Source organism: Pseudomonas sp. NPDC089743 (assembly GCF_044748785.1).
GTDB lineage: Bacteria > Pseudomonadota > Gammaproteobacteria > Pseudomonadales > Pseudomonadaceae > Aquipseudomonas > Aquipseudomonas putida_X.
Genome location: NZ_JBIVGS010000001.1, coordinates 40,861 through 63,783, shown reverse-complemented (window position 1 = coordinate 63,783; position 22,923 = coordinate 40,861). Strand labels below are relative to the sequence as shown.

The following is a 22,923-nucleotide window of genomic DNA, read 5'->3' as shown; positions in this document are numbered from 1 at the left end:
TTCCTACGGCTTTGGGAAGACTCCAGTGATAAAAAAAATCCTGATCGCCAACCGGGGTGAAATCGCAGTTCGCATCGTGCGTGCCTGCGCCGAGATGGGCATTCGCTCTGTCGCGATCTATTCCGACGCCGACCGTCACGCTTTGCACGTCAAGCGCGCTGACGAGGCCTACAGCATTGGTGCCGAGCCGCTGGCGGGCTACCTGAACCCGCGCAAGCTGGTGAACCTCGCTGTGGAAACCGGCTGTGATGCCCTGCACCCGGGCTACGGTTTCCTGTCGGAAAACGCGGAGCTGGCAGAGATCTGCGCCGAGCGCGGTATCAAGTTCATCGGCCCTGCCGCTGAAGTCATTCGCCGGATGGGCGACAAGACAGAAGCGCGCCGCACCATGATTCAGGCCGGCGTGCCCGTGACCCCAGGCACCGAAGGCAACGTTGCCGACATACACGAAGCGCTGAGCGAAGGCGAGCGTATCGGTTACCCGGTGATGCTCAAGGCCACCTCCGGCGGTGGCGGCCGGGGCATTCGCCGTTGCAATAGCCGTGAAGAGCTGGAGCAGAATTTCCCCCGCGTCATCTCCGAAGCTACCAAGGCCTTTGGTTCAGCGGAAGTGTTCCTGGAAAAGTGCATCGTCAACCCCAAGCACATCGAGGCGCAGATCCTGGGCGACAGCTTCGGCAATGTGGTGCACCTGTTCGAGCGTGATTGCTCGATCCAGCGCCGCAACCAGAAGCTCATCGAAATTGCCCCAAGCCCTCAACTCACGCCCGAACAGCGTGCCTACATCGGTGACCTGGCGGTCCGTGCAGCCAAGGCTGTGAACTACGAGAACGCCGGTACTGTGGAGTTCCTGCTCGCCGATGGCGAGGTGTACTTCATGGAAATGAACACTCGCGTGCAGGTCGAGCACACCATTACCGAAGAAATTACCGGTATCGATGTGGTTCGCGAGCAGATCCGTATCGCCTCGGGCCTGCCGCTGTCGGTCAAGCAGGAAGACATTCAGCACCGCGGCTACGCGTTGCAGTTCCGCATCAACGCTGAAGATCCGAAGAACAATTTTCTGCCCAGCTTCGGCAAGATCACCCGCTACTACGCCCCAGGCGGCCCGGGTGTGCGCACCGATACAGCGATCTACACCGGTTACACCATCCCACCGTTCTATGACTCCATGTGCCTGAAACTGGTGGTATGGGCGTTGACCTGGGAAGAAGCCATGGATCGCGGTCTGCGGGCCCTTGACGACATGCGCGTGCAAGGGGTGAAGACCACCGCCGCGTACTACCAGGAAATCCTGCGCAATCCGGAATTCCGTAGCGGCCAGTTCAACACCAGCTTCGTCGAAAGCCACCCTGAACTGACCAACTACTCGATCAAGCGCAAACCCGAAGAGCTGGCCCTGGCCATCGCCGCCGCCATCGCCGCCCACGCAGGCCTATGAATGCAGCTGCAAGCTGTGAGCGACCCGCTGCAAGCTGAAGCGAATCGGCTTTATCTTGCGGCCTGTAGCTTGAAGCTTGCCGCCATGAGGAGATAAGAATGTCCAAGAAGATCTTTGTTACCGACACAATCCTGCGTGACGCCCACCAGTCCCTGCTGGCTACCCGCATGCGTACCGAAGACATGCTGCCGATCTGCGACAAGCTCGACAAGGTCGGCTACTGGTCGCTGGAAGTCTGGGGCGGCGCCACGTTCGATGCCTGCGTGCGTTTCCTCAAGGAAGACCCGTGGGAGCGCCTGCGCAAACTGCGCAATGCGCTGCCAAACACCCGCTTGCAGATGCTGCTGCGCGGGCAGAACCTGCTGGGCTACCGCCACTACAGCGATGACGTGGTCAAGGCGTTCGTCGCCAAAGCAGCGGTCAACGGTATCGATGTGTTCCGCATCTTCGATGCCATGAACGACGTGCGCAACCTGCGCGTGGCCATCGAGGCGGTCAAGGCTGCTGGTAAGCACGCCCAAGGTACCATCGCTTACACCACCAGCCCCGTGCACACCATCGAAGCCTTCGTGAACCAGGCCAAGCAGATGGAAGCCATGGGTTGCGACTCGGTAGCGATCAAGGACATGGCTGGCCTTCTGACCCCGTATGCCACCGGCGAGCTGGTCAAGGCGCTGAAGGCCGAGCAGTCGCTGCCGGTGTTCATCCATTCCCACGATACTGCAGGCCTGGCCGCCATGTGCCAGCTCAAGGCTGTGGAAAACGGTGCAGACCATATCGACACCGCCATTTCGAGCTTCGCCTGGGGCACCAGCCACCCGGGTACCGAATCGATGGTCGCCGCGCTCAAGGGCAGCGAGTTCGATACCGGTCTGGACCTGGAACTGCTGCAGGAAATCGGCCTGTACTTCTATGCCGTGCGCAAGAAGTACCACCAGTTCGAAAGCGAGTTCACTGCGGTGGACACCCGCGTGCAGGTCAACCAGGTGCCAGGCGGGATGATTTCCAACCTTGCCAACCAGCTCAAGGAGCAGGGCGCGCTCAACCGCATGAACGAAGTGCTGGCCGAAATCCCACGGGTGCGAGAAGACCTGGGCTTCCCACCGCTGGTGACCCCGACCTCGCAGATCGTCGGTACCCAGGCGTTCTTCAACGTACTGGCCGGCGAACGCTACAAGACCATCACCAACGAAGTGAAGCTGTACCTGCAGGGCGGTTATGGCAAAGCGCCGGGTGTGGTCAACGAGCAACTGCGCCGCCAGGCGATCGGCAGCGAAGACGTGATCGATGTGCGCCCGGCCGATCTTCTCAAGCCGGAAATGACCAAACTGCGTGCCGATATCGGCGCCTTGGCGCGCAGCGAGGAAGATGTGCTTACCTTCGCCATGTTCCCGGATATCGGCCGTAAGTTCCTCGAGGAGCGTGAAGCCGGCACCCTGACGCCCGAAGCGCTGCTGCCGATCCCGGAAGCCGGTGCAGTCGCCGCCCCGGGTGGGGAAGGCGTGCCGACCGAGTTCGTCATCGACGTGCACGGTGAAACCTACCGCGTCGACATCACTGGCGTTGGCGTCAAGGCAGAAGGCAAACGCCACTTCTACCTGTCGATCGACGGCATGCCGGAAGAAGTGGTGTTCGAGCCCCTCAACGAATTTGTCGGCGGCGGCAGCAGCAAGCGCAAGCAGGCCAGCGCGCCAGGCCACGTCAGCACGACCATGCCGGGCAACATCGTCGATGTGCTGGTCAAGGAAGGCGACACCGTCAAGGCCGGCCAGGCGGTGCTGATCACCGAAGCGATGAAGATGGAAACCGAAGTGCAGGCGGCCATCGCCGGCAAGGTCGTAGCCATCCACGTGGCCAAGGGCGATCGCGTGACGCCGGGTGAGATCCTGATCGAGATCGAGGGCTGACATAAGCCCTCATCTACAAGCGGTTAACCTCTGGGGAGCGGATGCTCCCCTTTTTTTGCGTGGCTGTCAGGCCCTTGGCGAAGCGCGCGGCGCTCGATCTGAAGGCCAGCTCACGCATCACTCGGCGCAGCTGGGCCTAGCGCTGATAGCCCTTGCCAAAATGCCGCTCCAGCCTGGCCTGGGCCAGTTCGAGCAGGATCGACAACACCCAGTAGATCACCGCAGCTGTCGTCAGCATCTCCAGGTAGCGATAGCTTGAGCGGCCATACGACTGGGCCAGGAACATCACTTCCCAGACACCCATCACCGAAATCAGCGACGAGTCCTTGAGCATCGAGATGAACTGGTTGGCGGTCGGCGGGATGATGGTGCGCATGGCCTGCGGCAGGGTGATGTGCCAGAAGATCGCCACCGGGCGCATGCCCAGGGCGAGCGCTGCCTGGCGCTGGCCCACGGCAACGCCAATGATGCCGGCCCGGAAGATTTCGCTCAGGTAAGCACCATAGTTGAGCGACAGGGCGATGATGCCCGCTGCGATTGCACCTGGCACCAGGCCCACTTGGGGCAAGCCGAGGTAGATCAACAGGATCTGGATCAGCAGTGGCGTGCCGCGGAAGAACGAGGTGTAGAAGCTCGCCACGCCGAACAGTAGCGCGCTGTTTGATAACCGCGCCAGGGCGGCGGCAAAGCCCAGCAGCACCGATATCACCATGGAGCACAAGCACAGGAACAGGGTCAGCGCAGCGCCCTGGAGGAACCCGTTGGGCCCTAGCTTGAAGCCTGCCAGGTTGGGGAATTTCTCGACGATGATCGAGAATTTCAGATCAAAACTGAGAAAGAAGCCCACGAACAGCAGCAGCAACACCAGCCACGTCAGGTACAGACGGGTGCGAAAGCCGAAAAGGCTTGAACCCGTCGAGGCGGCGACGGGTTTGGGGGCAGGTTGATGGGCGCTCATTTACTGATGTCGGCGCCGATCCACTTCTGCGACAGCTTGGCCAGCGTGCCATCGGCCTTCAGCTCGGCGAACACCTGGCGCAGCTTGGCGTCCCACTCCGGGTCGCCTTTCTCGATGGCGACCGCGTTGGGCTCTTCGTACAGCGGCTCGCCTGCCAGTTTGAAGCGCTTGTCCTGATCCAGGCGTGGTTGCGCGGTCACCAGGTTGGTCAGGATCGCATCCAGGCGCACGCCTGCTCCCAGGCCGAGGTCCTGGAAGGCGACGTTGTCGGTGTCATAGGGGGCAATCTGGACAAAATCGAAGGGGTACTCGATTTTCTTGTCTTCCGCGCCTTCGATCACCAGGTTCTTGTTCAGGTAGCTCTCGTAGCTGGAGGCACTGGTCAGGCCGACCTTGAGGCCGTTGAGGTCCTTGGCCGAGTGAATCCGCTCATCCTTGGCATTGACCACGATCACCGCAGGCGAAGCGTAGTACTCGACCGGGAAATCGAACACCTGGGCGCGGGCTTTGCTCGGCGTCATCGAACAGATGCACAGGTCGTAGCGACCACTCCAGCGGCCCGCAGCAATGACATCCCAGGAGGGCGTTTCCAGCCGCAGCTTTACGCCGAGCTTGGCCGCGACCGCCTTGGCGACATCGACGTCAAAACCATCGAGCTGGTTCTGGTCATTGAGGAAGGAGAACGGTGGGTAGCTCTCCATCAATACGTTGACGACTTCCTTGCGCGACTCGACGCGGTCCAGTGTGGCACCGGCAAAGGCTGCAGAGGTGGCGCTGAGGGCCAGAAGGCCTGCGCAAAGCAAGGAGGGCAAACGCATGAAGACACCTGAAAAAGTTGTTAAAAAAACAGATTTCGATATTTAATAGTTATAAGCTTAAAGCCACCAGTGAATATTATTCATATCAATATAAGCGGAAGTTATATGGGCGACCGGACGTTGGAAATTCTTGATGGCGGTATGGGTCGGGAGCTGCAGCGCCGAGGCGCGCCGTTCCGCCAGCCGGAGTGGTCGGCACTTGCACTGAGCGAAGCGCCGGACGCCGTAGTGGCGGTGCATGCCGCTTATATCGAAGCCGGTGCCGGGGTGATCACCAGCAACAGTTATGCAGTGGTGCCATTCCACATTGGTGAAGGCCGCTTCGCCGATGAAGGCTTCGCCCTGGCCGCCACCGCTGGTCAGCTGGCGCGTACGGCGGCGGATGCCAGCCCACGGCCAGTGCGAGTCGCTGGTTCATTGCCACCGCTGTTCGGCTCCTACCGCCCTGACCTGTTCGAGCCGCAGCGTGTGGCTGAGGTCCTGCTCCCATTGGTGGTGGGCTTGGCACCGTATGTGGATCTGTGGCTGGCCGAGACCCAGAGTGCGATCGCAGAAGTGCAGGCAATTGCCGCCCAGCTGCCTGCAGACGGCAAGCCGCTGTGGGTGTCGTTCACCTTGCAGGATGAAGAGGTCGGCGACGTACCGATGCTGCGCTCTGGTGAAACTGTGAGCGCAGCTGCCGAAGCGGTGGTAAGGCTGGGCGTCAAAGCCATGCTGTTCAACTGCAGCCAGCCGGAAGTGATCGGTGCTGCCATCGACGCCGCGCGCGAAGTGTTCGAGCGCCAGGGTGTGGACATCGCCATCGGCGCCTATGCCAACGCGTTCCCGCCGCAACCCAAGGACGCCACCGCCAACGATGGCCTGGATGAGTTGCGCGAAGACCTCGACCCGCCGGGTTACCTGAGCTGGGCCCAGGACTGGCGCCAGCGTGGTGCCAGCCTGCTTGGCGGATGCTGTGGCATCGGCCCAGAGCACATCGCTGAGCTCAAGCGTAACCTGAGCTGAACTTCAGCCCTGCTCGCGACAGGCTTCCAGCGTTTTCGACTGACCTTCGGGGCGCTGGTTGTCGGCACTCAGCCAGCGCTCGAAAGCCGCCGCCACGGCAGGCCACTCCTCATCGATAATCGAGTACCAGGCCGTGTCGCGGTTCTGGCCCTTGATCACCATGTGATTGCGGAACACACCCTCGTAGGTGAAGCCAAAGCGCTCTGCTGCGCGCTTGGAGCGGGTATTGGCGTTGTTGCACTTCCATTCCAGCCGGCGATTACCCAGTTCAAACCCTAGCTTGCCCAGCAGGTATACCGCCTCGGTGCCTTTGGGGGAGCGTTGCATGGCTGCACCGAAGGCGATATGCCCGATCTCGATGCGGCCATGGGCAGGCACGATCGACATCAGGCTGAGCATGCCTTGTACCTGGCCGCTGCTGCGGTCGATGACGCTGTAAAAAAGCGGATCGCGGCTGGCAGCATTGTCTGCAAGCCATTGATCGAACGGACCACGCTCGGCGAACGGGCCATAGGGCAGGTAGTCCCACAGTGCGGGATCGCAGTGCGGACCTTGCAGCACCTCCCAGAGATCGTCGGCATGCCGCGCCGGGTCGAGCTTCTCCAGACGGATGAAACGCCCTTCAAGCGGCTCGGCCTGGGGCAGGGCTGCAGGTTGCCAGTTACTTGGTTGACTCATGCGTTGCTCCCGTCTCACAGCGTTTGGCGAAATTGGATGAAGCCGGGTCGCTCTGCGACCTGCTCGTACAAGCCGATGGCGGTCGTGTTGGTTTCATGCGTCAGCCAGTGCACCTTGCAGCAGCCGGCCGCTTTGGCACTGGCGTTGACCCGTTCGATCAGTTGACGGCCAACGCCCAGGCCGCGCTGCTCGCTGTCAACGTACAGGTCCTGCAGGTAGCAGGCGTTACCAATGCTCCAGTTGGTTCGATGATAGATCCAGTTGACCATGCCTACCGCCTTGCCATCGAGCCAGGCCAGTGCCGAGTGGGTCGGCTCCTGTGGGTCGAGGATGCGTTGCCATGTCACGGCGCTGACTTCATCGGCCAGTTCGGTTTGATAAAAGCGCAGGTAGGCCTGCCACAGGTGCAGCCATGCAGCATGGTCGTTGGCGCTGACGGGGCGCAGGATGATGTTCGGCATGGGGATGTTCCTTCAGGGCGTACGCATCTGCGCTGCCAGTTGATTGTTGAGCGGGTCGGTACTGCTGGCCAAGCCTTGGCGCACACCTTCCATGTCCTGCGCCGAGCGGTTCTGGCTGAGTTTGCGTGCACCCTGCAGCCGCGCGATGGGCAGACGGAAGCCGACGATGGCGCGGAGCATGCCTTCGATGTAATCGCTGGGTGCATCGGTGACTTTCCATGGGGCGCTGCGCCCTTGTTCGTGCAGGTCGGTCAGGCGGCTGACGATATCCAGCAGGTCGGGGCCGCCTTGCACCACCTCAGCGGCGCCGTAGGCATGCACCGCCAGGTAGTTCCAGGTGGGTACCACCTTGGGGTTGTCGAGCTTGCTCGGGTAGTAGCTGGGGCTGACATAAGCGTCTGGGCCGGTGAATACCAACAAGGCTTCTACACCTTGCTCCAAGGCCTGCCACTGAGGGTTGGCACGGGCCAGATGGCCGTAAACGGTGCCCAACTCACCTTCGCTGGCATCGATCAACACGGGTATGTGACTGGCCAGCAGGCCGTGTTCGCCGTGGGTGACGAGCAGGGCCAGGCGGGTTTCGCGCATCTGTTGATGCAGGCGCTCAAGGTTGTGTTCCTGGTGCGGTTTGCTGTTGTACATGAGCCGATCCTTGTCGATTGGCTCCATCGTAGGCAGGCTATTGGTTCAGGTTAAGAGCCATTGACGATGATTTTGATAGGTCCAATGCGATGAGCGAGCACCCTTTGGTATTGCCATTCGATCCTGCCGGGATCGTCCTCGACCAGCGCCGAGGGTTGAGTCAGCAGCTGTATAAAGCGCTGCGTGCTCGGGTGCTGGATGGACGCTTGAGCAGCGGCACGCGCCTGCCGGCGACACGAGACCTGGCAAGCATGCTCTCGCTCTCGCGCAACAGCGTGGTACGGGCCTATGACCAGCTTTACGCCGAGGGCTACATAGAAAGCCGGGTAGGAGACGGCACCTACGTTTGTCATCTGCCAAAACTATCCACACAACTGTCCACAGGGTTATCCCATGGCTTATCAACAGGGTTATCCACAAAATGCCCGGAAAGCACTGAGGATTTATCCAGGTGTGAACGCTCCAGCGAGCGCCTGGAGCGTCTGAAAAATAACCATCTGCCATCCCCAAAAGCCGGCCCGTCACGGGCATTTCGAGTAGGTGTTCCAGCGTTCGACCTGTTCCCTTTCAACGTCTGGGCCAAGCTGCAAGCGGGCTTCTGGCGAAACCCAGATCCAGCGCAGCTTGGTTATGGCGACCCGGCGGGCGAGCCATTGTTGCGTGAGTTGATCGCTGCGTATCTACGTCGGTCACGGGGCATGTCGTGCACGGCTGGACAAATTGTGATCACCAATGGTGCGCAGGAGGCCATAAGCCTTTGTGCACAGCTGTTGATGCAACCGGGGGATGAGGTGGCTGTGGAAAACCCCGGGTATCGTGCCGCCGTGCATGCCTTTGCCGTGGCGGGTGGGCGGGTGAGAGGCGTGCCGGTAGATGAAGAGGGCCTGGACTGCGCCAGGCTTGCCCACGCTGGCGACTGTCGCTTGGTTTACGTCACCCCAGCGCACCAGTATCCGACAGGGGTAACCATGAGCCTGGCCCGCCGCTTGGCGTTGCTGGCCTGGGCCGAGCGCCAGGATGGCTGGATCATCGAAGATGACTACGACGGTGAATACCGTTATAACGGAGCACCGCTGGCTCCGTTGGCGGCTTTGGACCGGCAAGGGCGAGTGCTGTATGTCGGTACCTTCGGCAAGATCGCTTTTCCAGCGCTGCGCCTTGGCTACTTGGTATTGCCGGAGCGTTTGGTGCAGGCTTTCAGCCAGGGCAGGGCGCTGGCAGTGCGGCATTCAGAAGTGGGAACCCAGTGTGTGATGGCTGAGTTCATGGCTCAGGGGCATTTTCAGCGGCACGTACGCCGCATGCGCCGTGCGGCGCTGAGCCGGCGCAACGTGCTGAAGGCCGGGTGGCCTGGTGATGTGTCGGGGCTGGCGGCGATGCCGGACGTTGCAGCGGGGCTGCATGTGAAGGTCGATGTGGATAACTTTGCGCGCGAGCAAGAGTTGGTGGCCAAGGCCGAGGCGGTGGGTGTGGAGGTGAACCCACTTAGCAGTTACTGGCTTGAGGACAGTGAGGTGCCTGTGGATAAACGTGCGGGGCTGGTGCTCGGGTTTGCGGCAGTACCAGAAGGGGAGATTGCCGAGGCGTTGATGCGCTTGCGTAAGGCTTGGAGATAAACCCCGCCTGGAATCGCGAACGGCCCGCAAAGCGGGCCTCGCAGTGTTGCATGCTGCTCACGCCGTCGGGCCGCAAAGCGGCCCGGGGGGCTGATCAGAACGCCGGAACCACAGCGCCTTTGTATTTCTCGGTGATGAACTGCTTCACCTCAGGCGAGTGCAGTGCAGCCGCCAGTTTCTTCATGTCTTGCGAATCCTTGTTGTCCGGGCGGGCAACGAGGATGTTCACGTACGGCGAGTCGCTGCCTTCGATGGCCAGAGCGTCTTTTTCCGGGTTCAGTTTGGCTTCCAGCGCGTAGTTGGTATTGATCAGGGCAGCATCGACCTGGGTCAGTACACGCGGGATGGTGGCCGCTTCGAGCTCACGGAACTTCACGTTCTTCGGGTTACCGACAACGTCCTTCACGGTCGACAGGATATTGCTGTTGTCCTTGAGCTTGATGACCCCGGCCTTGTCCAGCAGCAGCAAGGCACGGCCGCCATTGGTGGCGTCGTTGGGGATGACCACGGTGGCGCCGGTAGGCAGTTCGTCGAGCTTCTTGATCTTGGTCGAGTAGACGCCCAGCGGCTCGATGTGCACGCCGGCAACGCTGACCAGGTCGGTACCCTTGGCCTTGTTGAACTCATCCAGGTACGGCTGGTGCTGGAAGAAGTTGGCATCCAGGCGCTTTTCGGCGACTTGTACGTTTGGCTGGATGTAGTCGGTGAATTCTTTCACCTTCAGGTTTACACCCTCTTTCTCCAGCTGTGGTTTGACGAAGTTGAGAATTTCGGCGTGCGGCACCGGGGTAGCGGCGACGGTCAAGTCACCGGCGTGGGCCGAAAACGCCGCGACAGCGGCAGCGACAGCAAGCAGCTTCTTCATGAATCACTCCTTGTGAGGGCCGCGACGGCCCCCGAACGGGTCGGCCAGGCCGACCCCATTGGGGTTACTTACGGGAAAAATGCACGACCAGTTTGTCGCCCACGCTCTGCAGTACTTGAACCAGAACCAGCAGCAGTACCACGGTGACTACCATTACATCGGTCTGGAAACGCTGGTAGCCGAAGCGGATGGCCAGGTCGCCAAGGCCGCCAGCGCCGACCACGCCGGCCATGGCGGTGTACGACACCAAGGTGATGGCAGTGACGGTAATGGCCGCGAAGATGCCCGGGCGGGCCTCTGGCAACAACGCACTGGTGATGATCTGGCGGGTGGTGGCGCCCATCGACTGGGTGGCCTCGATGATGCCGCGGTCCACTTCACGCAGGGCGGTTTCCACCAGGCGGGCGAAGAACGGCGTGGCACCCACCACCAGCGGGGGAATGGCGCCGGCAACGCCCAGCGAGGTGCCGGTGATCAGCACGGTGACCGGGATCATCACGATCAGCAGGATGATGAACGGCAGCGAGCGCAGAATGTTGACCACCAGCGACAGCAGCGCATACACACCCCGCTGTTCGAACATCTGCTTCGGCCCGCAGAGGAACAGCAGCACGCCCAGTGGCAGGCCCAGCAGCACGGTGAAGAACAGCGAACCGAACAGCATGATCATGGTGTCGATGGTGGCCAACCAGATTTCGGCCCAGTCGACGTTGGCGAAGAAATTCAGGGCGTCCATCAACGCAGTACCTCCATATGTACGTCAGCTGCCGAGAAGCGGTCGAACGCGGCTTGCATGTCGCCGCCGGTGACGGCCAGGGTCAGCTGCCCATAGGGCACATCCTTGATGCGGTCGATACGCCCGGCGAGGATGCTGTAGTCCACGCCGGTTTCGCGGGCCACGGTACCCAGCAGCGGCGCGTAGGTGGCGTCGCCCTGGAAGGTCAGGCGCACGATACGGCCCGGGACGTGGGCAAAATCGTCACGCTGTTCACCTTCATCGACCTGCTCGTCTTCCTGGACAAAGCGTTTGGTGGTGGGGTGCTGCGGGTGCAGGAACACGTCGGCCACCGAGCCTTGCTCGACTATGTGGCCGGCATCCATCACCGCGACGCGGTCGCAGACCCGGCGGATCACGTCCATTTCGTGGGTGATCAGCACGATGGTCAGCTTCAGCTCACGGTTGATCTCGGCCAGCAACTGCAGCACCGATGCGGTGGTCTGCGGGTCGAGGGCGCTGGTGGCTTCGTCGCACAGCAGAATCTTGGGGTTGGTCGACAGGGCGCGGGCGATGCCGACGCGCTGCTTCTGCCCGCCGGAGAGCTGTGCCGGGTACTTTTTGGCGTGATCCGACAGGCCCACCCGGGCCAGCAGCTGCGTGACACGCTTGTCGATTTCGGCCCGCGACAGCTCGCCCGCCAGCGTCAGCGGCAGGGCGACATTGTCGGCGACGGTCTTGGAGGCCAGCAGGTTGAAGTGCTGGAAGATCATCCCGACCTGCTGGCGGAAGCCGCGCAGCTGGGTGGCGTTGAAGGCGGTGACGTCTTCACCGTCGACGATGATCTTCCCGCCCGAGGGCTCTTCCAGCCGGTTGATCAGGCGCAGCATGGTGCTTTTGCCTGCCCCGGAGTGGCCGATCAGGCCGAACACCTGGCCGTCTTCGATGGTCAGGGTGGTTGGGTTCAGAGCGGGGATTTCCCTACCGGCGACGCGGTAGGTCTTGTGTACATGTTGGAACTCGATCACGTAGCGAACCTTGTGGGGCGCATGGAATTTGGGTCAGCGGTTGGCTGGGGTGGCGCATTTTAGCCTTTTCCAATAGGTGTTCTTAGCATTTATTTCGTAATGGACCAATCCATCAGGCATAACGCGACAACTGGTAATCCCGATTGAACGCTCGTCAAAGCCCTCTAGTCACTACTTGAACCAGCCCGAACAGGGCAAGCCTGAAGACTGATGAGGAAAGCCGACCATGACCAGCAAGAAAACGGACGCGCCCAAGCACAGTGAGGCCGCCGGCACGCAGACCCCCGACCGCGCCAATACCAACGCCAAGCTGCAGAGCCTGGAGGCGTTTCGCAGCGATGCCACTGGCCAGGCCTTGCGAACCAACCAGGGTGTGAAGGTAGCCGACAACCAGAACAGCCTCAAAGCTGGTGCTCGCGGGCCCTCGCTGCTCGAAGACTTCATCATGCGCGAGAAGATCACCCACTTCGACCACGAGCGCATTCCCGAGCGTATCGTCCACGCCCGGGGTACCGGTGCCCACGGTTACTTCCAGAGCTACGGCAACCATAGCGAACTGACCAAGGCCGGTTTCCTCCAGGACCCGGAAAAGATCACCCCGGTCTTCGTGCGGTTCTCCACCGTGCAGGGGCCGCGTGGCTCGGGTGACACCGTACGCGACGTGCGTGGTTTCGCCGTCAAATTTTATACCGATGAGGGCAATTTCGACCTCGTTGGCAACAACATGCCGGTATTTTTCATTCAGGATGCCATCAAGTTTCCCGACTTCGTACACGCGGTCAAACCTGAACCGCACAATGAAATTCCCACCGGCGGCTCGGCCCACGATACGTTCTGGGATTTTGTCTCGCTGGTACCAGAGTCGGCGCACATGGTCATCTGGGCCATGTCCGACCGCGCCATCCCGCGCAGCCTGCGGATGATGGAGGGCTTTGGCGTGCATACCTTCCGCCTGGTCAATGCCCAAGGCGTGGCCAGCTTCGTCAAGTTCCACTGGAAGCCACGCCAGGGCGTGCATTCGGTACTGTGGGACGAAGCCCAGAAGCTGGCAGGCAAGGACACTGACTACCATCGCCGCGACCTGTGGGAAGCGATCGAAACGGGCGATTACCCCGAGTGGGAACTGGGTGTGCAGATCGTTCCGGAAGCTGATGAGCACAAGTTCGATTTCGACCTGCTGGACCCGACCAAGCTGATCCCCGAGGAGCTTGTGCCGGTGACGCCGCTTGGCAAGATGGTGCTCAACCGCAACCCGGACAACTTCTTCGCCGAGACCGAGCAGGTGGCGTTCTGCCCTGGCCATATCGTGCCGGGCATCGACTTCAGCAACGACCCGCTGCTGCAGGGCCGCCTGTTCTCCTATACCGACACCCAGATCAGCCGCCTTGGCGGGCCTAACTTCCACGAGATCCCGATCAACCGGCCGGTAGCGCCGAACCACAGTGGCCAGCGTGATGCCATGCATCGCATGACCATCGACAAGGGCCGTGCTTCCTACGAGCCCAACTCGATCGATGGCGGCTGGCCGCGGGAAACGCCGCCGGCGGCGCAAGATGGTGGCTTCGAGAGCTATCAGGAGCGCATCGAGGCACACAAGATCCGCCAGCGCAGCGAGTCGTTCGGCGATCACTTCTCGCAGGCGCGGCTGTTCTTCCAGAGCATGAGCCCGACCGAGCAGCAGCACATCATCAAGGCCTACAGCTTTGAATTGGGCAAGGTGGAGCGCGAAGCAATCCGCGCGCGTGAGGTCAATGAGATTCTGGCCAATATCGACCTGAAGCTGGCAGCGGCAGTGGCGGCCAACCTCGGTTTGCCGGCGCCCAAGCAGGGTACGGTTCAGGTCAAAGCAAGCAAGCTTGCGCAGTCCAAGGCCTTGAGCCAGATGAACCACCCTGGAGATGTGGGCATCAAGGGACGCAAGATTGCCCTTGTGGTCGCCGATGGCGTGGACTCCGCGAGCGTCGACAAACTGGTCAAAGCGCTCGAAGCACAAAGCGCGCGGCCCATGCTCTTGGGGCCATCTTCGGCGCCGGTGAAGAGCGCCGATGGCAAGCCACTGCCGGTGGACGCTTCGATCGAGGGTATGCCGTCGGTCATGTTCGACGCGATAGTGGTACCGGGAGGTAAGGCTTCAATCGATGCCTTGAGCGGCAGTGGCGTCGCCAAGCACTTCCTGCTTGAGGGTTACAAGCATTTGAAGGCGATGGTGTTGGCCAAAGAGGCCAAAGCGTTGGTCGGCAGCTTGGGCCTGAAAGAGGACAAGGGCCTGCTGCTAGGGGATGATCAGAAGACAGTGGATGCCTTCGTCAAAGCCGTGGAAGGGCATCGGGTCTGGGAGCGGGAGGCTGCTGCAGAAGCGATTCCTGCGTAGGGCGCTGCTGCGATACCCATCGCCGGTTGCCGGCGATGGGGCCCTGAAGTATCAACGCTGATGGGGTACCAACACCACCTGAGCGGGCAACGTGCGCTGAATCTCGTGCTTTTGCTGGAGTTCGAACCCGCTGTCGATCTTGCGAACCCGCTTTTCCAGCAAGGTCTTCAACCAAGGTGCATCTTCGGTGCGAGGTACCTGGAACACCACTTCGCACTGATAATTCACCACATCGATGGCAATCTCATCGAGCTGTCGGCGCATGGCACGGATGTCCGTGGTATTCAGCGCAATGACCGTGCTGGGCGCAGCCGGGTCAATCACCCGCGCCTTGGGCCTGGCCTCGGCAGCTTTCAAGGCAGCCTCGGCTTTTTCCAGCTCAGCCTTGCGTGCCTGCGAGACCGCGTCCCCGCCAGTCACGGCAGGGGCCTGTGGCATCAGGGCGCGGGCGCGTGCCAGGGCGGTTGCGGCAGCGTTTACGTCACCCTTCTGAAGGACGATCTGGCTGCGTTTGAGGTAAGCCTCAGCCAGTTGCCGCTGGTAGTGTTCCAGGCGGCCAACGTCTGGCGATTGAGCCTGCAGCGAGGCAAGCTGATCTTCGGCTGTGGCCAATTCATTGCTGTTGATGCTTTGCTGCAGCTGCTGCCAGGCATCGGCTTGGGCAGGTGCACCTGTCTGCTCGACCGGCGCGCTCGAACAAGCGGCCAGGAACAGGGAAAACGCGGCAACAAGCAGATAACGGGATGCGAACGGCTTCATTCCTGCGACTCTCTATTTGCGCAAAAAGCGAGCAAGTCTACACCCAGGTGCGCACGCTCGAAAACAAGTCTTACAGACCCTTTACCCGCGAAAAGGTTGCAGGGTGTGCCATGGCGCACCCTGGAATTCAACGTTTGGGCAGGGCCAGGCTCAGCAAGAATAGCACTGCCGCGCAGACCACGATCGACGGGCCGGCCGGTGTGTCCTTGAACCAGGACATGGCCAGGCCACCGCAGACGGCCGTGACGCCCAGCAGGCTGGCCCCCAATGCCATCTGCTCTGGCGAGCGCGCATGGCGTTGCGCCGCAGCGGCAGGGATGATCAGCAAAGAGGTGATCAACAGCACGCCGACGATCTTCATGGCGACGGCGATGACGACGGCAATCAGCAGCATCAGCGCCAGGCGCAGGCCTGCGACTGGCAGGCCTTCGACCATGGCCAGCTCTTCGTGAACGGTAACCGCCAGCAACGGTCGCCAAAGGACTGCCAGCAGCACCAGCACCAGCGCGCTGCCGGCCAGGATCCAGGCCAGGTCAGTGGTACTGATGGCCAGCAAGTCGCCGAACAGGTAGGCCATCAGGTCGATGCGTACATCGTGCATGAAGCTCAGCACCACCAGGCCCAGCGACAACGTACTGGGGGCGAGAATGCCGAGCAGCGTGTCAGAGGCCAATGGTTGGCGTTGCTGCAGGGTCACCAGAAGGATCGCCAGCAACAGGCACCCCACGGTTACCGCCAGCGCCGGGCTGACGTCCAGCACGAAGCCCATGGCCACGCCCAGCAGCGCTGCGTGGGACAAGGTATCGCCGAAGTAGGCCATGCGCCGCCACACCACGAAAGAGCCCAGCGGCCCCGCCACCAGCGCCAGGGAAAGACCCGCGAGCAGGGCGTAAAGAAGAAAATCAGCCATGCTTGCAGTGGTCTCCGTGTACATGTGGGCCAGGGGCGACCACCGAGCCATGCAGGTCGTGGCTGTGATCATGGTGGTGGTGATAGACGGCCAGGCTCGGTGCGTTCTGGCCGAACAGTTCGACGAAGGCTGGGTCGTTGCTGACCTGCTCTGGGTGGCCGGAGCAGCAGACATGGCGGTTGAGGCAGACCACCTGGTCGGTGGCGCTCATGACCAGGTGCAAGTCGTGCGAGACCATCAATACGCCGCAACCATGGCGGTCGCGCAGGCGGGTGATGAGGTTGTACAACTCGGTCTGGCCGACCACGTCCACGCCTTGTACCGGCTCATCCAGTACCAGCAGCTGGGGCTCGCGCAGCAGCGCCCTGGCCAGCAGCACACGCTGCATCTCGCCGCCGGAGATGGTCTGGATCGGGCTGTCGATGACCTGTTCGGCGCCCACTTCCTGCAGTGCCGACAACGCGGCCTGCCGGCCAACACCGGGTACCAGGCGCAGAAAGCGCAGCACTGACAACGGCAGGGTCGCGTCCACCTGGATTTTTTGCGGCATGTAGCCGATACGCAGCTTCGGCTTGCGCCAGACGGTGCCGCGATGCGGCTTGAGCAGCCCGAGCACAGCGCGTACCAGGGTGGTCTTGCCTGCGCCGTTGGGCCCGATCAGCGTAACGATCTGGCCGGGCGCCACCGACAGGTCGATGCTGTCGAGCACGGCCTCGCCACCGAACGTGACGCCAACCTGCTCCAGGCGGATCAGCGCGTCACTCATGCCGCGCCCCGGCAATTGCCGCACAGGCCGACAATTTCTACCGTCTGCGTTTCTACGCTGAAACCCACGCCCTTGGCGCTGGCGAGGATCGCATCGCTGATGCTGTCCTGCTCCAGTTCGATGGCGATGTGGCATTCGCGGCAGATCAGGAACTGGCCTTGGTGCACGTGCTCTGGGTGGCTGCAACCGATGAAGGCATTGAGTGAGGCGATGCGGTGTACCAGGCCGTTTTCCAGCAGGAAATCCAGCGCCCGATAAACGGTAGGTGGCGCAGCACGCCGGCCATCCTGTTCGCTGAGCACGGCGAGGATGTCGTAGGCGCCCAGCGGCTTGTGGCTCTGCCACACCAGCTCCAGCACACGCCGGCGCAAGGCGGTCAGGCGCAGGCCCTGGCGCGTGCACAGCACCTCAGCCTCGGTCAGGGCGCTGTGCACGCAGTGAGAGTGATCGTGGGGGCGGTGGGCCAGCGGCGTGATGGACATGGGCAGCGACGGTTCTGGACAGAGACGTTATTATGTTACCCGTTTCTATCGAGTCGAGTATTCACAGTGTCCCGATTGCTTGTGCTTTTTGTCGCTTTTATCGCCTGCTCGGCGCAAGCCGACGTCCGTGTGCTGACCAGTATCAAACCGTTGCAGCAGATTGCCGCGGCTGTGCAGGACGGGGTAGGCACCCCCGAAGTGCTGCTGCCTCCGGGTGCCTCGCCACACCACTACGCCCTGCGCCCATCCGACGTGCGCCGCGTCGGCGATGCCGATCTGCTGTACTGGATCGGCCCCGACATGGAAGGCTTCCTGCCGCGGGTGCTGGGCAGCCGCAGCAAACCTGTCGTGGCTGTTCAGTCGTTACCGGGTATGCACCTGCGTCACTTTGGCGAGGACAGCCATTCACACGATGAAGCAGCGCATGACGATCATGACCATGATCATCGTCCGGGCAGCCTGGACGCGCATCTGTGGTTGTCGTCAGTCAACGCCAGGGTGATTGCGGCGAAGATGGCAGCGGACCTGGCGTCTGCGGACCCTGCCAACGCTGCGCGCTACCAGAGCAACCTGAAAGCCTTCACCGGGCGCCTCGATAGCCTGGATGCACGCATCAAGGCGCGGGTGGCGGGTGTTGCCGACAAGCCCTACTTCGTGTTCCACGAAGCCTTTGACTACTTCGAGTCTGCTTATGGGCTCAAGCACACGGGTGTGTTCAGTGTGGCCGCCGAGGTGCAGCCTGGCGCACAGCATGTCGCGGCCATGCGCAAGCGCCTGCAGGAAGTGGGCAAAACCTGCGTGTTCAGTGAGCCGCCGCTGCGGCCGCGCTTGGCTGAAACGCTGACGGCCGGGCTGCCGGTGCGCTTGGCGGAGCTGGATGCATTGGGCGGGAATGACCCAGTGGATGCCCTGGGCTACGAGCGTTTGCTGGAAAAGCTGGGCGGTGACCTGGCAGGGTGCCTGGAGCAGCTCTAGCGCCTGTACTGGCCTGTCGTCGGCAAACCAGCCCCACTTCGACCGCATGGCATTCAAGCGCTGTGCGGCACCTGTGGGGCTGGCTTGCCAGCGTCAGGGCACTGAGATCAGAGGGCGAACGGCAGGTGCAAGGCCACTTGCTGGCGCTGCGCCAGACGCACCTCGAACTCGGCAGGGTCATGGATCATCACATCCATCCCGGCAAACGACTCGGCCGCGATCAAACGCGACAGCCAGAAACGCACGCACCCTACCCGCAACATCTGCGGCCAGAGCTCGGCCTCGGCTGCCGTGAACGGCCGTAGCGCGGCATAGGCCGCCAGCAGGGCCTGGGCACGCGGCATATCGATCGCACCGGTTTCATCCAGGCACCAGTCATTCACGGTGATGGCGATGTCGTACAGCATCGGCCCTGAGCAGGCATTGTAGAAGTCGATGACGCCGGTCAGGTGGGTGCCTTCGAACATCACGTTGTCGCGGAACAGGTCGGCATGCAGGTTGGCCCGGGGCAATGCCAGGATCTGCGCTTTGTGCGCGATGATTTCGTCCAGCGCTGGCTGCAGCAAGGCAACCTGGTCTGCCGAGAGCCGTGGCATCAGCTCGGCACCGTTGGCGAGCATCCAGTCCAGGCCGCGATCGGTCTTGCGCTCGATGACGTGCTCGCGGGTGGCCAGGTGGATGTGCGCCAGCAGCTCACCTACCTGGGCGCAGTGCTGGTTGTTCGGCGCCTTGATGTGCTTGCCCGACAGCCTCGGCTGCAGCAGTGCCGGCTTGCCGCACAGCTCGCGCAGGCCATTGCCGTCACGGTCACGTAGGGCGTAAGGCACCGGCATATCGGCGGCGTGCAGCGTGTCGAGCAGCTCGATGAAGAACGGCATGTCCTCGCTGGGGCCGCGCTCGATCAGCGTCAGGACGAACTCCCCCTGTTCGAGGCTGACGAAGAAATTGCTGTTTTCGGTGCCGGCGGCAATGCCCTGGAAGTCGAGCAGACGGCCCAGCTGATACGGCGCCAGAAAGGTTTCCAGCTCAGGCCGGGTCACGGGGGTGAAGACTGACATGATGAAAGAATGCCCATACGGGCACTTCCGCCGGGAAGTGCCAGGTTGATGTGAACGATACGCGTCAGATTACCACTCGAAGATCTTCCAGGACGGGATCAGCATGTCCGGTTGGTCGGAACGAATGAAATTGCCATCAGAGCCATCGGCGCGTACCAGAAAATAAGGCTTGCCGTTTTTCGGCGTGATCTTGATCGCATACAGGAAGCCGTTTTGCCGGTATTCCTGGATGGTTTTATCGCCTTCGGTGCGAATGGTTACCTCGGGATCTGCCGAGGGAGCGTCATCCGCTGCCAGGGTGACGACAGGCATGGTTGCCAACAGGCCGAGCAGTAACAGGCGATTGAGTGTACGCATGATAACCTTGTCCCTTTGTCGTCATTGATCCGGCTATTCTAGCTCCGGACCCGCCGAAAAGGTTGATTCTGCTCATGAGCCAAGCGCCCCTCGTCCTGGTGGACGGTTCCTCCTACCTTTACCGCGCCTTCCACGCGCTGCCGCCGTTGACCACTTCCAAGGGTATGCCCACCGGCGCGGTCAAGGGGGTGCTGAACATGCTCAAGAGCCTGCGCAAGCAATACCCCGACAGCCTGTTCGCCGTGGTGTTCGATGCCAAGGGCGGTACCTTCCGCGATGCCATGTTCGCCGAGTACAAGGCCAACCGCCCCAGCATGCCAGACGACCTGCGGGTACAGGTGGAGCCGCTGCATGCCAGCGTCAAGGCTTTGGGTTACCCGCTGCTGTGCGTCGAGGGGGTCGAGGCCGACGACGTGATCGGCACGCTGGCGCGCAGCAGTGCGGCAAAGGGGCGCCCAGTGATCATCTCGACCGGTGACAAGGACATGGCGCAGCTGGTAGACGGCCACGTTACCCTGGTCAACACCATGACCGGCAGTGTGCTGGATGTAGCTGGCGTGCATGAGAAGTTTGGCGTCGGCCCGGAGCACATCATCGACTTCCTCGCCCTGATGGGCGACAAGGTCGACAACATCCCGGGTGTACCTGGGGTCGGTGAAAAAACCGCAGTAGGGCTGCTGACCGGCATCGGTGGCGGCCTCAGCGACCTGTACGCCAACCTGGACAAGGTGCCGGCGCTGGCGATCCGTGGCGCCAAGACCCTGCCGGCCAAGCTCGAAGAGCACCGTGATGCGGCGTTCCTGTCCTACGAACTGGCGACCATCAAAGTCGACGTGCCGCTGGATATCGAGGTAGATGCGCTAGTGTGCGGCGAGCCGGACCGTGAAGCACTGCTGGCGCTTTATACCGAGATGGAATTCAAGAGCTGGATCGCCGACGTGCAGCGGGACGCGGCCAGGGCCGGCGATGAAGTTGCACCCGTGCAGGCGCCTGCGGCCAAGGTCGAGCCCAACTACGAAACCATCCTCGATCAGGCTCGCTTCGACGCCTGGTTGGAGAAGCTGCGTCAGGCACCGCTGTTCGCCTTCGACACCGAGACCACCAGCCTCGATGCGCAAAAGGCGCAGCTGGTCGGCCTGTCCTTCGCTGTCGAACCCCATGAAGCGGCTTACGTACCGTTGGCTCACGACTACGAAGGCGCGCCGCTGCAGCTGGATCGCGAAGCCGTGTTGCTGGCGTTGCAGCCGCTTTTGCAAGACCCGGCCAAGGCAAAGGTAGGGCAGAACGCCAAGTACGATATCAACATCCTTGCCAATGGCTCGCCGGCGATCCACATGCAGGGCGTGGCCTATGACACCATGCTTGAATCTTATGTGCTCAACTCCACTGCGACCCGTCATGATATGGACAGCCTGGCGCAGAAGTACCTCGACCACGCCACCATCGCTTTCGAAGACATCGCCGGCAAAGGCGCCAAACAGCTGAACTTCAACCAGATCCACCTGGACAAGGCCGGCCCTTACGCTGCCGAAGACGCCGACATTACCCTGCGCCTGCATCAGGCGCTGCAGGCCCGCCTTGCGCAGACCCCGAGCGTGCAGCCGGTGCTGATGGATATCGAGATGCCGCTTGTGCCGGTACTGGCCAAGATCGAGCGCCAGGGCGCGCTGGTCGATGCTGCCCTGTTACAGATTCAGAGCGGGGAGTTGGGCGTCAAAATGGCCGACCTCGAGCGTCGGGCCTATGAGTTGGCGGGTGAGGAATTCAACCTCGGTTCGCCCAAACAGCTCGGCTCGATCCTCTATGACAAGCTCGGCATGCCGGTGCTGAGCAAGACCGCCAAGGGCCAGCCATCCACGGCCGAAGCGGTACTGGACGAGTTGGCCGAGCAAGGCTACCCGTTGCCGGAGGTACTGATGCAGTACCGCAGCCTGAGCAAGCTCAAGAGCACTTACACCGACAAGTTGCCGGGCCAGATCAACCCGCGAACCGGGCGTATCCATACGTCTTACCAGCAGGCCGTGGCCGCCACCGGGCGCCTGTCGTCCAGCGACCCTAACCTGCAGAATATCCCTATCCGTACCGCCGAAGGCCGGCGTATCCGCCAGGCGTTCATCGCCAGCCCGGGCTACAAGTTGCTGGCCGCGGACTATTCGCAGATCGAACTGCGCATCATGGCCCATCTGGCCAAGGACGAAGGCCTGCTGCATGCCTTCCGCAACAATCTGGATGTGCACCGTGCCACGGCGGCGGAAGTTTTTGGCGTGGCCCTGGAAGCGGTGACCACCGATCAGCGTCGTAGCGCGAAAGCCATCAACTTCGGCCTGATCTACGGTATGAGCGCCTTCGGCCTGGCCAAGCAGATCGGCGTAGACCGCAAGCAGTCGCAGGATTACATCGACCGCTATTTCGCCCGCTACCCGGGCGTCCTGGCCTACATGGAACGCACCCGGGCCCAGGCTGCCGAGCAAGGCTTCGTCGAGACCTTGTTCGGCCGCAGGCTTTACCTGCCGGACATCAACGCCAAGAACCCGGCCCTGCGCAAGGGCGCCGAGCGCACGGCGATCAACGCACCGATGCAGGGTACCGCCGCCGACATCATCAAGCGGGCAATGGTCAACGTGGACAACTGGCTCAGCGAAAGCGGCCTCGATGCGCGGGTGATCCTGCAGGTCCACGACGAACTGGTGCTTGAAGTGCGCGAGGATCTGGTCGAGCAGGTGAAAGATGAAATTCGCGGGCACATGAGCAAGGCCGCGCAACTGGATGTACCGCTGCTGGTCGAGGTTGGCGTTGGTTCGAATTGGGACGAAGCTCACTGATTGAGCAGAGAAACCTGTGTAGGATCCGGGTTGCAGTGACGCGGATCCTGGCATGGCTCGATGCCATCAGTACCACGGTTTCATGAAACTATCGCAAATAGTTTTGAGGGCTCTGGAACTAAACCGGTGAAGCGGGACTCAGAGTAACTGAATGGCTGGTGAAGCCCTTCGATGCTCCTATGTTGTGTTAAGTGTTGGCAGATACCTGGACCCCGCCCTAGCGGTCCAGACTTGAACCCCGAACTTCCCCCTCCCCATACGAAGTCCGGGGTTTTTTTTGCCCGGAATT

General features: G+C 61.8%; 21 protein-coding genes. 7 read left to right on the top strand and 14 right to left on the bottom strand.

What is annotated here, in order from left to right; all coding sequences use genetic code 11:
- Nucleotides 1-25 precede the first annotated feature (25 nt).
- Nucleotides 26-1,441, top strand: coding sequence for an acetyl-CoA carboxylase biotin carboxylase subunit (locus ACIPZC_RS00300; protein ID WP_012316877.1), 1,416 nt, complete (start codon nt 26-28; stop codon nt 1,439-1,441).
- Between the two features lie 98 nt (nt 1,442-1,539).
- Entirely contained in the window at nt 1,540-3,348 is a 1,809-nt protein-coding gene (gene oadA / locus ACIPZC_RS00295) for a sodium-extruding oxaloacetate decarboxylase subunit alpha (protein WP_241806826.1), read from the top strand.
- 136 nt (nt 3,349-3,484) lie between these two features.
- Here the strand turns inward: oadA and ACIPZC_RS00290 are convergent, their stop codons facing one another.
- Together ACIPZC_RS00290 and ACIPZC_RS00285 are read right to left on the bottom strand one after the other, a co-directional pair.
- On the bottom strand, nt 3,485-4,306 hold the full coding sequence (locus ACIPZC_RS00290) for an amino acid ABC transporter permease (protein WP_241806824.1): 822 nt from the start codon (nt 4,304-4,306) through the stop codon (nt 3,485-3,487).
- Complete coding sequence (locus ACIPZC_RS00285; protein WP_241806823.1) at nt 4,303-5,124, bottom strand: ABC transporter substrate-binding protein; 822 nt, start codon at nt 5,122-5,124, stop codon at nt 4,303-4,305. The genes ACIPZC_RS00290 and ACIPZC_RS00285 overlap by 4 nt, the downstream gene beginning before the upstream one ends.
- Before the next feature lie 105 nt (nt 5,125-5,229).
- On the opposite strand from ACIPZC_RS00285, the gene ACIPZC_RS00280 reads away from it, so the two are divergent.
- Nucleotides 5,230-6,129, top strand: a complete 900-nt coding sequence (locus ACIPZC_RS00280; RefSeq protein ID WP_400623987.1) for a homocysteine S-methyltransferase family protein — start codon at nt 5,230-5,232, stop codon at nt 6,127-6,129.
- Nucleotides 6,130-6,132: 3 nt separating this feature from the next.
- Here the strand turns inward: ACIPZC_RS00280 and ACIPZC_RS00275 are convergent, their stop codons facing one another.
- Genes ACIPZC_RS00275 through ACIPZC_RS00265 form a run of 3 tightly spaced genes read right to left on the bottom strand, consistent with a single transcriptional unit; the run spans nt 6,133 to nt 7,910 of the window.
- Nucleotides 6,133-6,807 (bottom strand): GNAT family N-acetyltransferase, encoded by a 675-nt coding sequence (locus ACIPZC_RS00275; protein ID WP_400623985.1) that lies wholly within the window; start codon nt 6,805-6,807, stop codon nt 6,133-6,135.
- 14 nt (nt 6,808-6,821) lie between these two features.
- Nucleotides 6,822-7,268, bottom strand: a complete 447-nt coding sequence (locus tag ACIPZC_RS00270) for a GNAT family N-acetyltransferase (RefSeq protein ID WP_241806820.1) — start codon at nt 7,266-7,268, stop codon at nt 6,822-6,824.
- A 12-nt stretch (nt 7,269-7,280) separates the two neighbouring features.
- Entirely contained in the window at nt 7,281-7,910 is a 630-nt protein-coding gene (locus ACIPZC_RS00265) for an FMN-binding negative transcriptional regulator (protein WP_400623981.1), read from the bottom strand.
- Between the two features lie 89 nt (nt 7,911-7,999).
- Between ACIPZC_RS00265 and ACIPZC_RS00260 the strand changes: the two genes are divergently transcribed.
- On the top strand, nt 8,000-9,526 hold the full coding sequence (locus ACIPZC_RS00260) for a PLP-dependent aminotransferase family protein (RefSeq protein ID WP_400623978.1): 1,527 nt from the start codon (nt 8,000-8,002) through the stop codon (nt 9,524-9,526).
- Between the two features lie 94 nt (nt 9,527-9,620).
- Here the strand turns inward: ACIPZC_RS00260 and ACIPZC_RS00255 are convergent, their stop codons facing one another.
- The 3 genes from ACIPZC_RS00255 to ACIPZC_RS00245 form a co-directional block, all read right to left on the bottom strand.
- Nucleotides 9,621-10,391, bottom strand: coding sequence for a MetQ/NlpA family ABC transporter substrate-binding protein (locus tag ACIPZC_RS00255; protein ID WP_241806817.1), 771 nt, complete (start codon nt 10,389-10,391; stop codon nt 9,621-9,623).
- A 64-nt stretch (nt 10,392-10,455) separates the two neighbouring features.
- Nucleotides 10,456-11,127 (bottom strand): methionine ABC transporter permease, encoded by a 672-nt coding sequence (locus ACIPZC_RS00250; RefSeq protein WP_400623975.1) that lies wholly within the window; start codon nt 11,125-11,127, stop codon nt 10,456-10,458.
- Nucleotides 11,127-12,134 (bottom strand): methionine ABC transporter ATP-binding protein, encoded by a 1,008-nt coding sequence (locus ACIPZC_RS00245; RefSeq protein ID WP_241806815.1) that lies wholly within the window; start codon nt 12,132-12,134, stop codon nt 11,127-11,129. The genes ACIPZC_RS00250 and ACIPZC_RS00245 overlap by 1 nt, the downstream gene beginning before the upstream one ends.
- Before the next feature lie 226 nt (nt 12,135-12,360).
- Between ACIPZC_RS00245 and katE the strand changes: the two genes are divergently transcribed.
- Nucleotides 12,361-14,505, top strand: a complete 2,145-nt coding sequence (gene katE / locus ACIPZC_RS00240) for a catalase HPII (RefSeq protein ID WP_400623971.1) — start codon at nt 12,361-12,363, stop codon at nt 14,503-14,505.
- Between the two features lie 51 nt (nt 14,506-14,556).
- Here the strand turns inward: katE and ACIPZC_RS00235 are convergent, their stop codons facing one another.
- From ACIPZC_RS00235 to zur, 4 genes are all read right to left on the bottom strand, one after another.
- Nucleotides 14,557-15,264 carry a PA5502 family lipoprotein gene (locus ACIPZC_RS00235; protein ID WP_400623968.1) on the bottom strand — a complete coding sequence of 236 codons (708 nt, stop codon included), beginning with the start codon at nt 15,262-15,264 and terminating at the stop codon, nt 14,557-14,559.
- A 127-nt stretch (nt 15,265-15,391) separates the two neighbouring features.
- On the bottom strand, nt 15,392-16,174 hold the full coding sequence (znuB, locus tag ACIPZC_RS00230; RefSeq protein ID WP_241806811.1) for a zinc ABC transporter permease subunit ZnuB: 783 nt from the start codon (nt 16,172-16,174) through the stop codon (nt 15,392-15,394).
- The gene (gene znuC, locus ACIPZC_RS00225; protein ID WP_241806809.1) at nt 16,167-16,940 is read right to left on the bottom strand and encodes a zinc ABC transporter ATP-binding protein ZnuC; all 774 of its coding nucleotides are present in this window, start codon (nt 16,938-16,940) and stop codon (nt 16,167-16,169) included. The genes znuB and znuC overlap by 8 nt, the downstream gene beginning before the upstream one ends.
- Nucleotides 16,937-17,422, bottom strand: coding sequence for a zinc uptake transcriptional repressor Zur (gene zur / locus ACIPZC_RS00220; RefSeq protein ID WP_241806808.1), 486 nt, complete (start codon nt 17,420-17,422; stop codon nt 16,937-16,939). Before zur ends, znuC begins: the two co-directional genes overlap by 4 nt.
- 66 nt (nt 17,423-17,488) lie before the next feature.
- On the opposite strand from zur, the gene ACIPZC_RS00215 reads away from it, so the two are divergent.
- Nucleotides 17,489-18,397, top strand: a complete 909-nt coding sequence (locus tag ACIPZC_RS00215; protein WP_400623964.1) for a zinc ABC transporter substrate-binding protein — start codon at nt 17,489-17,491, stop codon at nt 18,395-18,397.
- A 107-nt stretch (nt 18,398-18,504) separates the two neighbouring features.
- Here ACIPZC_RS00215 and ACIPZC_RS00210 read toward each other — a convergent pair whose 3' ends face one another.
- Together ACIPZC_RS00210 and ACIPZC_RS00205 are read right to left on the bottom strand one after the other, a co-directional pair.
- On the bottom strand, nt 18,505-19,455 hold the full coding sequence (locus tag ACIPZC_RS00210; RefSeq protein WP_241806803.1) for a homoserine kinase: 951 nt from the start codon (nt 19,453-19,455) through the stop codon (nt 18,505-18,507).
- A gap of 69 nt (nt 19,456-19,524) precedes the next feature.
- Entirely contained in the window at nt 19,525-19,812 is a 288-nt protein-coding gene (locus ACIPZC_RS00205) for a DUF2782 domain-containing protein (protein WP_013970316.1), read from the bottom strand.
- Between the two features lie 74 nt (nt 19,813-19,886).
- Here ACIPZC_RS00205 and polA point away from each other — a divergent pair, with 74 nt between their 5' ends.
- Nucleotides 19,887-22,634: a DNA polymerase I gene (gene polA / locus ACIPZC_RS00200; protein WP_400623959.1), complete on the top strand. Its 2,748-nt coding sequence runs from the start codon at nt 19,887-19,889 to the stop codon at nt 22,632-22,634.
- The last annotated feature ends 289 nt before the right edge of the window (nt 22,635-22,923 follow it).

Coding starts and splice junctions, on each gene's coding strand:
- oadA (WP_241806826.1), top strand. CDS start 1,540: ATGTCCAAGAAGATCTTTGTTACCGACACAATCCTGCGTGACGCCCAC.
- ACIPZC_RS00290 (WP_241806824.1), bottom strand. CDS start 4,306: ATGAGCGCCCATCAACCTGCCCCCAAACCCGTCGCCGCCTCGACGGGT.
- ACIPZC_RS00285 (WP_241806823.1), bottom strand. CDS start 5,124: ATGCGTTTGCCCTCCTTGCTTTGCGCAGGCCTTCTGGCCCTCAGCGCC.
- ACIPZC_RS00280 (WP_400623987.1), top strand. CDS start 5,230: ATGGGCGACCGGACGTTGGAAATTCTTGATGGCGGTATGGGTCGGGAG.
- ACIPZC_RS00275 (WP_400623985.1), bottom strand. CDS start 6,807: ATGAGTCAACCAAGTAACTGGCAACCTGCAGCCCTGCCCCAGGCCGAG.
- ACIPZC_RS00270 (WP_241806820.1), bottom strand. CDS start 7,268: ATGCCGAACATCATCCTGCGCCCCGTCAGCGCCAACGACCATGCTGCA.
- ACIPZC_RS00265 (WP_400623981.1), bottom strand. CDS start 7,910: ATGTACAACAGCAAACCGCACCAGGAACACAACCTTGAGCGCCTGCAT.
- ACIPZC_RS00260 (WP_400623978.1), top strand. CDS start 8,000: ATGAGCGAGCACCCTTTGGTATTGCCATTCGATCCTGCCGGGATCGTC.
- ACIPZC_RS00255 (WP_241806817.1), bottom strand. CDS start 10,391: ATGAAGAAGCTGCTTGCTGTCGCTGCCGCTGTCGCGGCGTTTTCGGCC.
- ACIPZC_RS00250 (WP_400623975.1), bottom strand. CDS start 11,127: ATGGACGCCCTGAATTTCTTCGCCAACGTCGACTGGGCCGAAATCTGG.
- katE (WP_400623971.1), top strand. CDS start 12,361: ATGACCAGCAAGAAAACGGACGCGCCCAAGCACAGTGAGGCCGCCGGC.
- ACIPZC_RS00235 (WP_400623968.1), bottom strand. CDS start 15,264: ATGAAGCCGTTCGCATCCCGTTATCTGCTTGTTGCCGCGTTTTCCCTG.
- znuB (WP_241806811.1), bottom strand. CDS start 16,174: ATGGCTGATTTTCTTCTTTACGCCCTGCTCGCGGGTCTTTCCCTGGCG.
- znuC (WP_241806809.1), bottom strand. CDS start 16,940: ATGAGTGACGCGCTGATCCGCCTGGAGCAGGTTGGCGTCACGTTCGGT.
- zur (WP_241806808.1), bottom strand. CDS start 17,422: ATGTCCATCACGCCGCTGGCCCACCGCCCCCACGATCACTCTCACTGC.
- ACIPZC_RS00210 (WP_241806803.1), bottom strand. CDS start 19,455: ATGTCAGTCTTCACCCCCGTGACCCGGCCTGAGCTGGAAACCTTTCTG.
- ACIPZC_RS00205 (WP_013970316.1), bottom strand. CDS start 19,812: ATGCGTACACTCAATCGCCTGTTACTGCTCGGCCTGTTGGCAACCATG.
- polA (WP_400623959.1), top strand. CDS start 19,887: ATGAGCCAAGCGCCCCTCGTCCTGGTGGACGGTTCCTCCTACCTTTAC.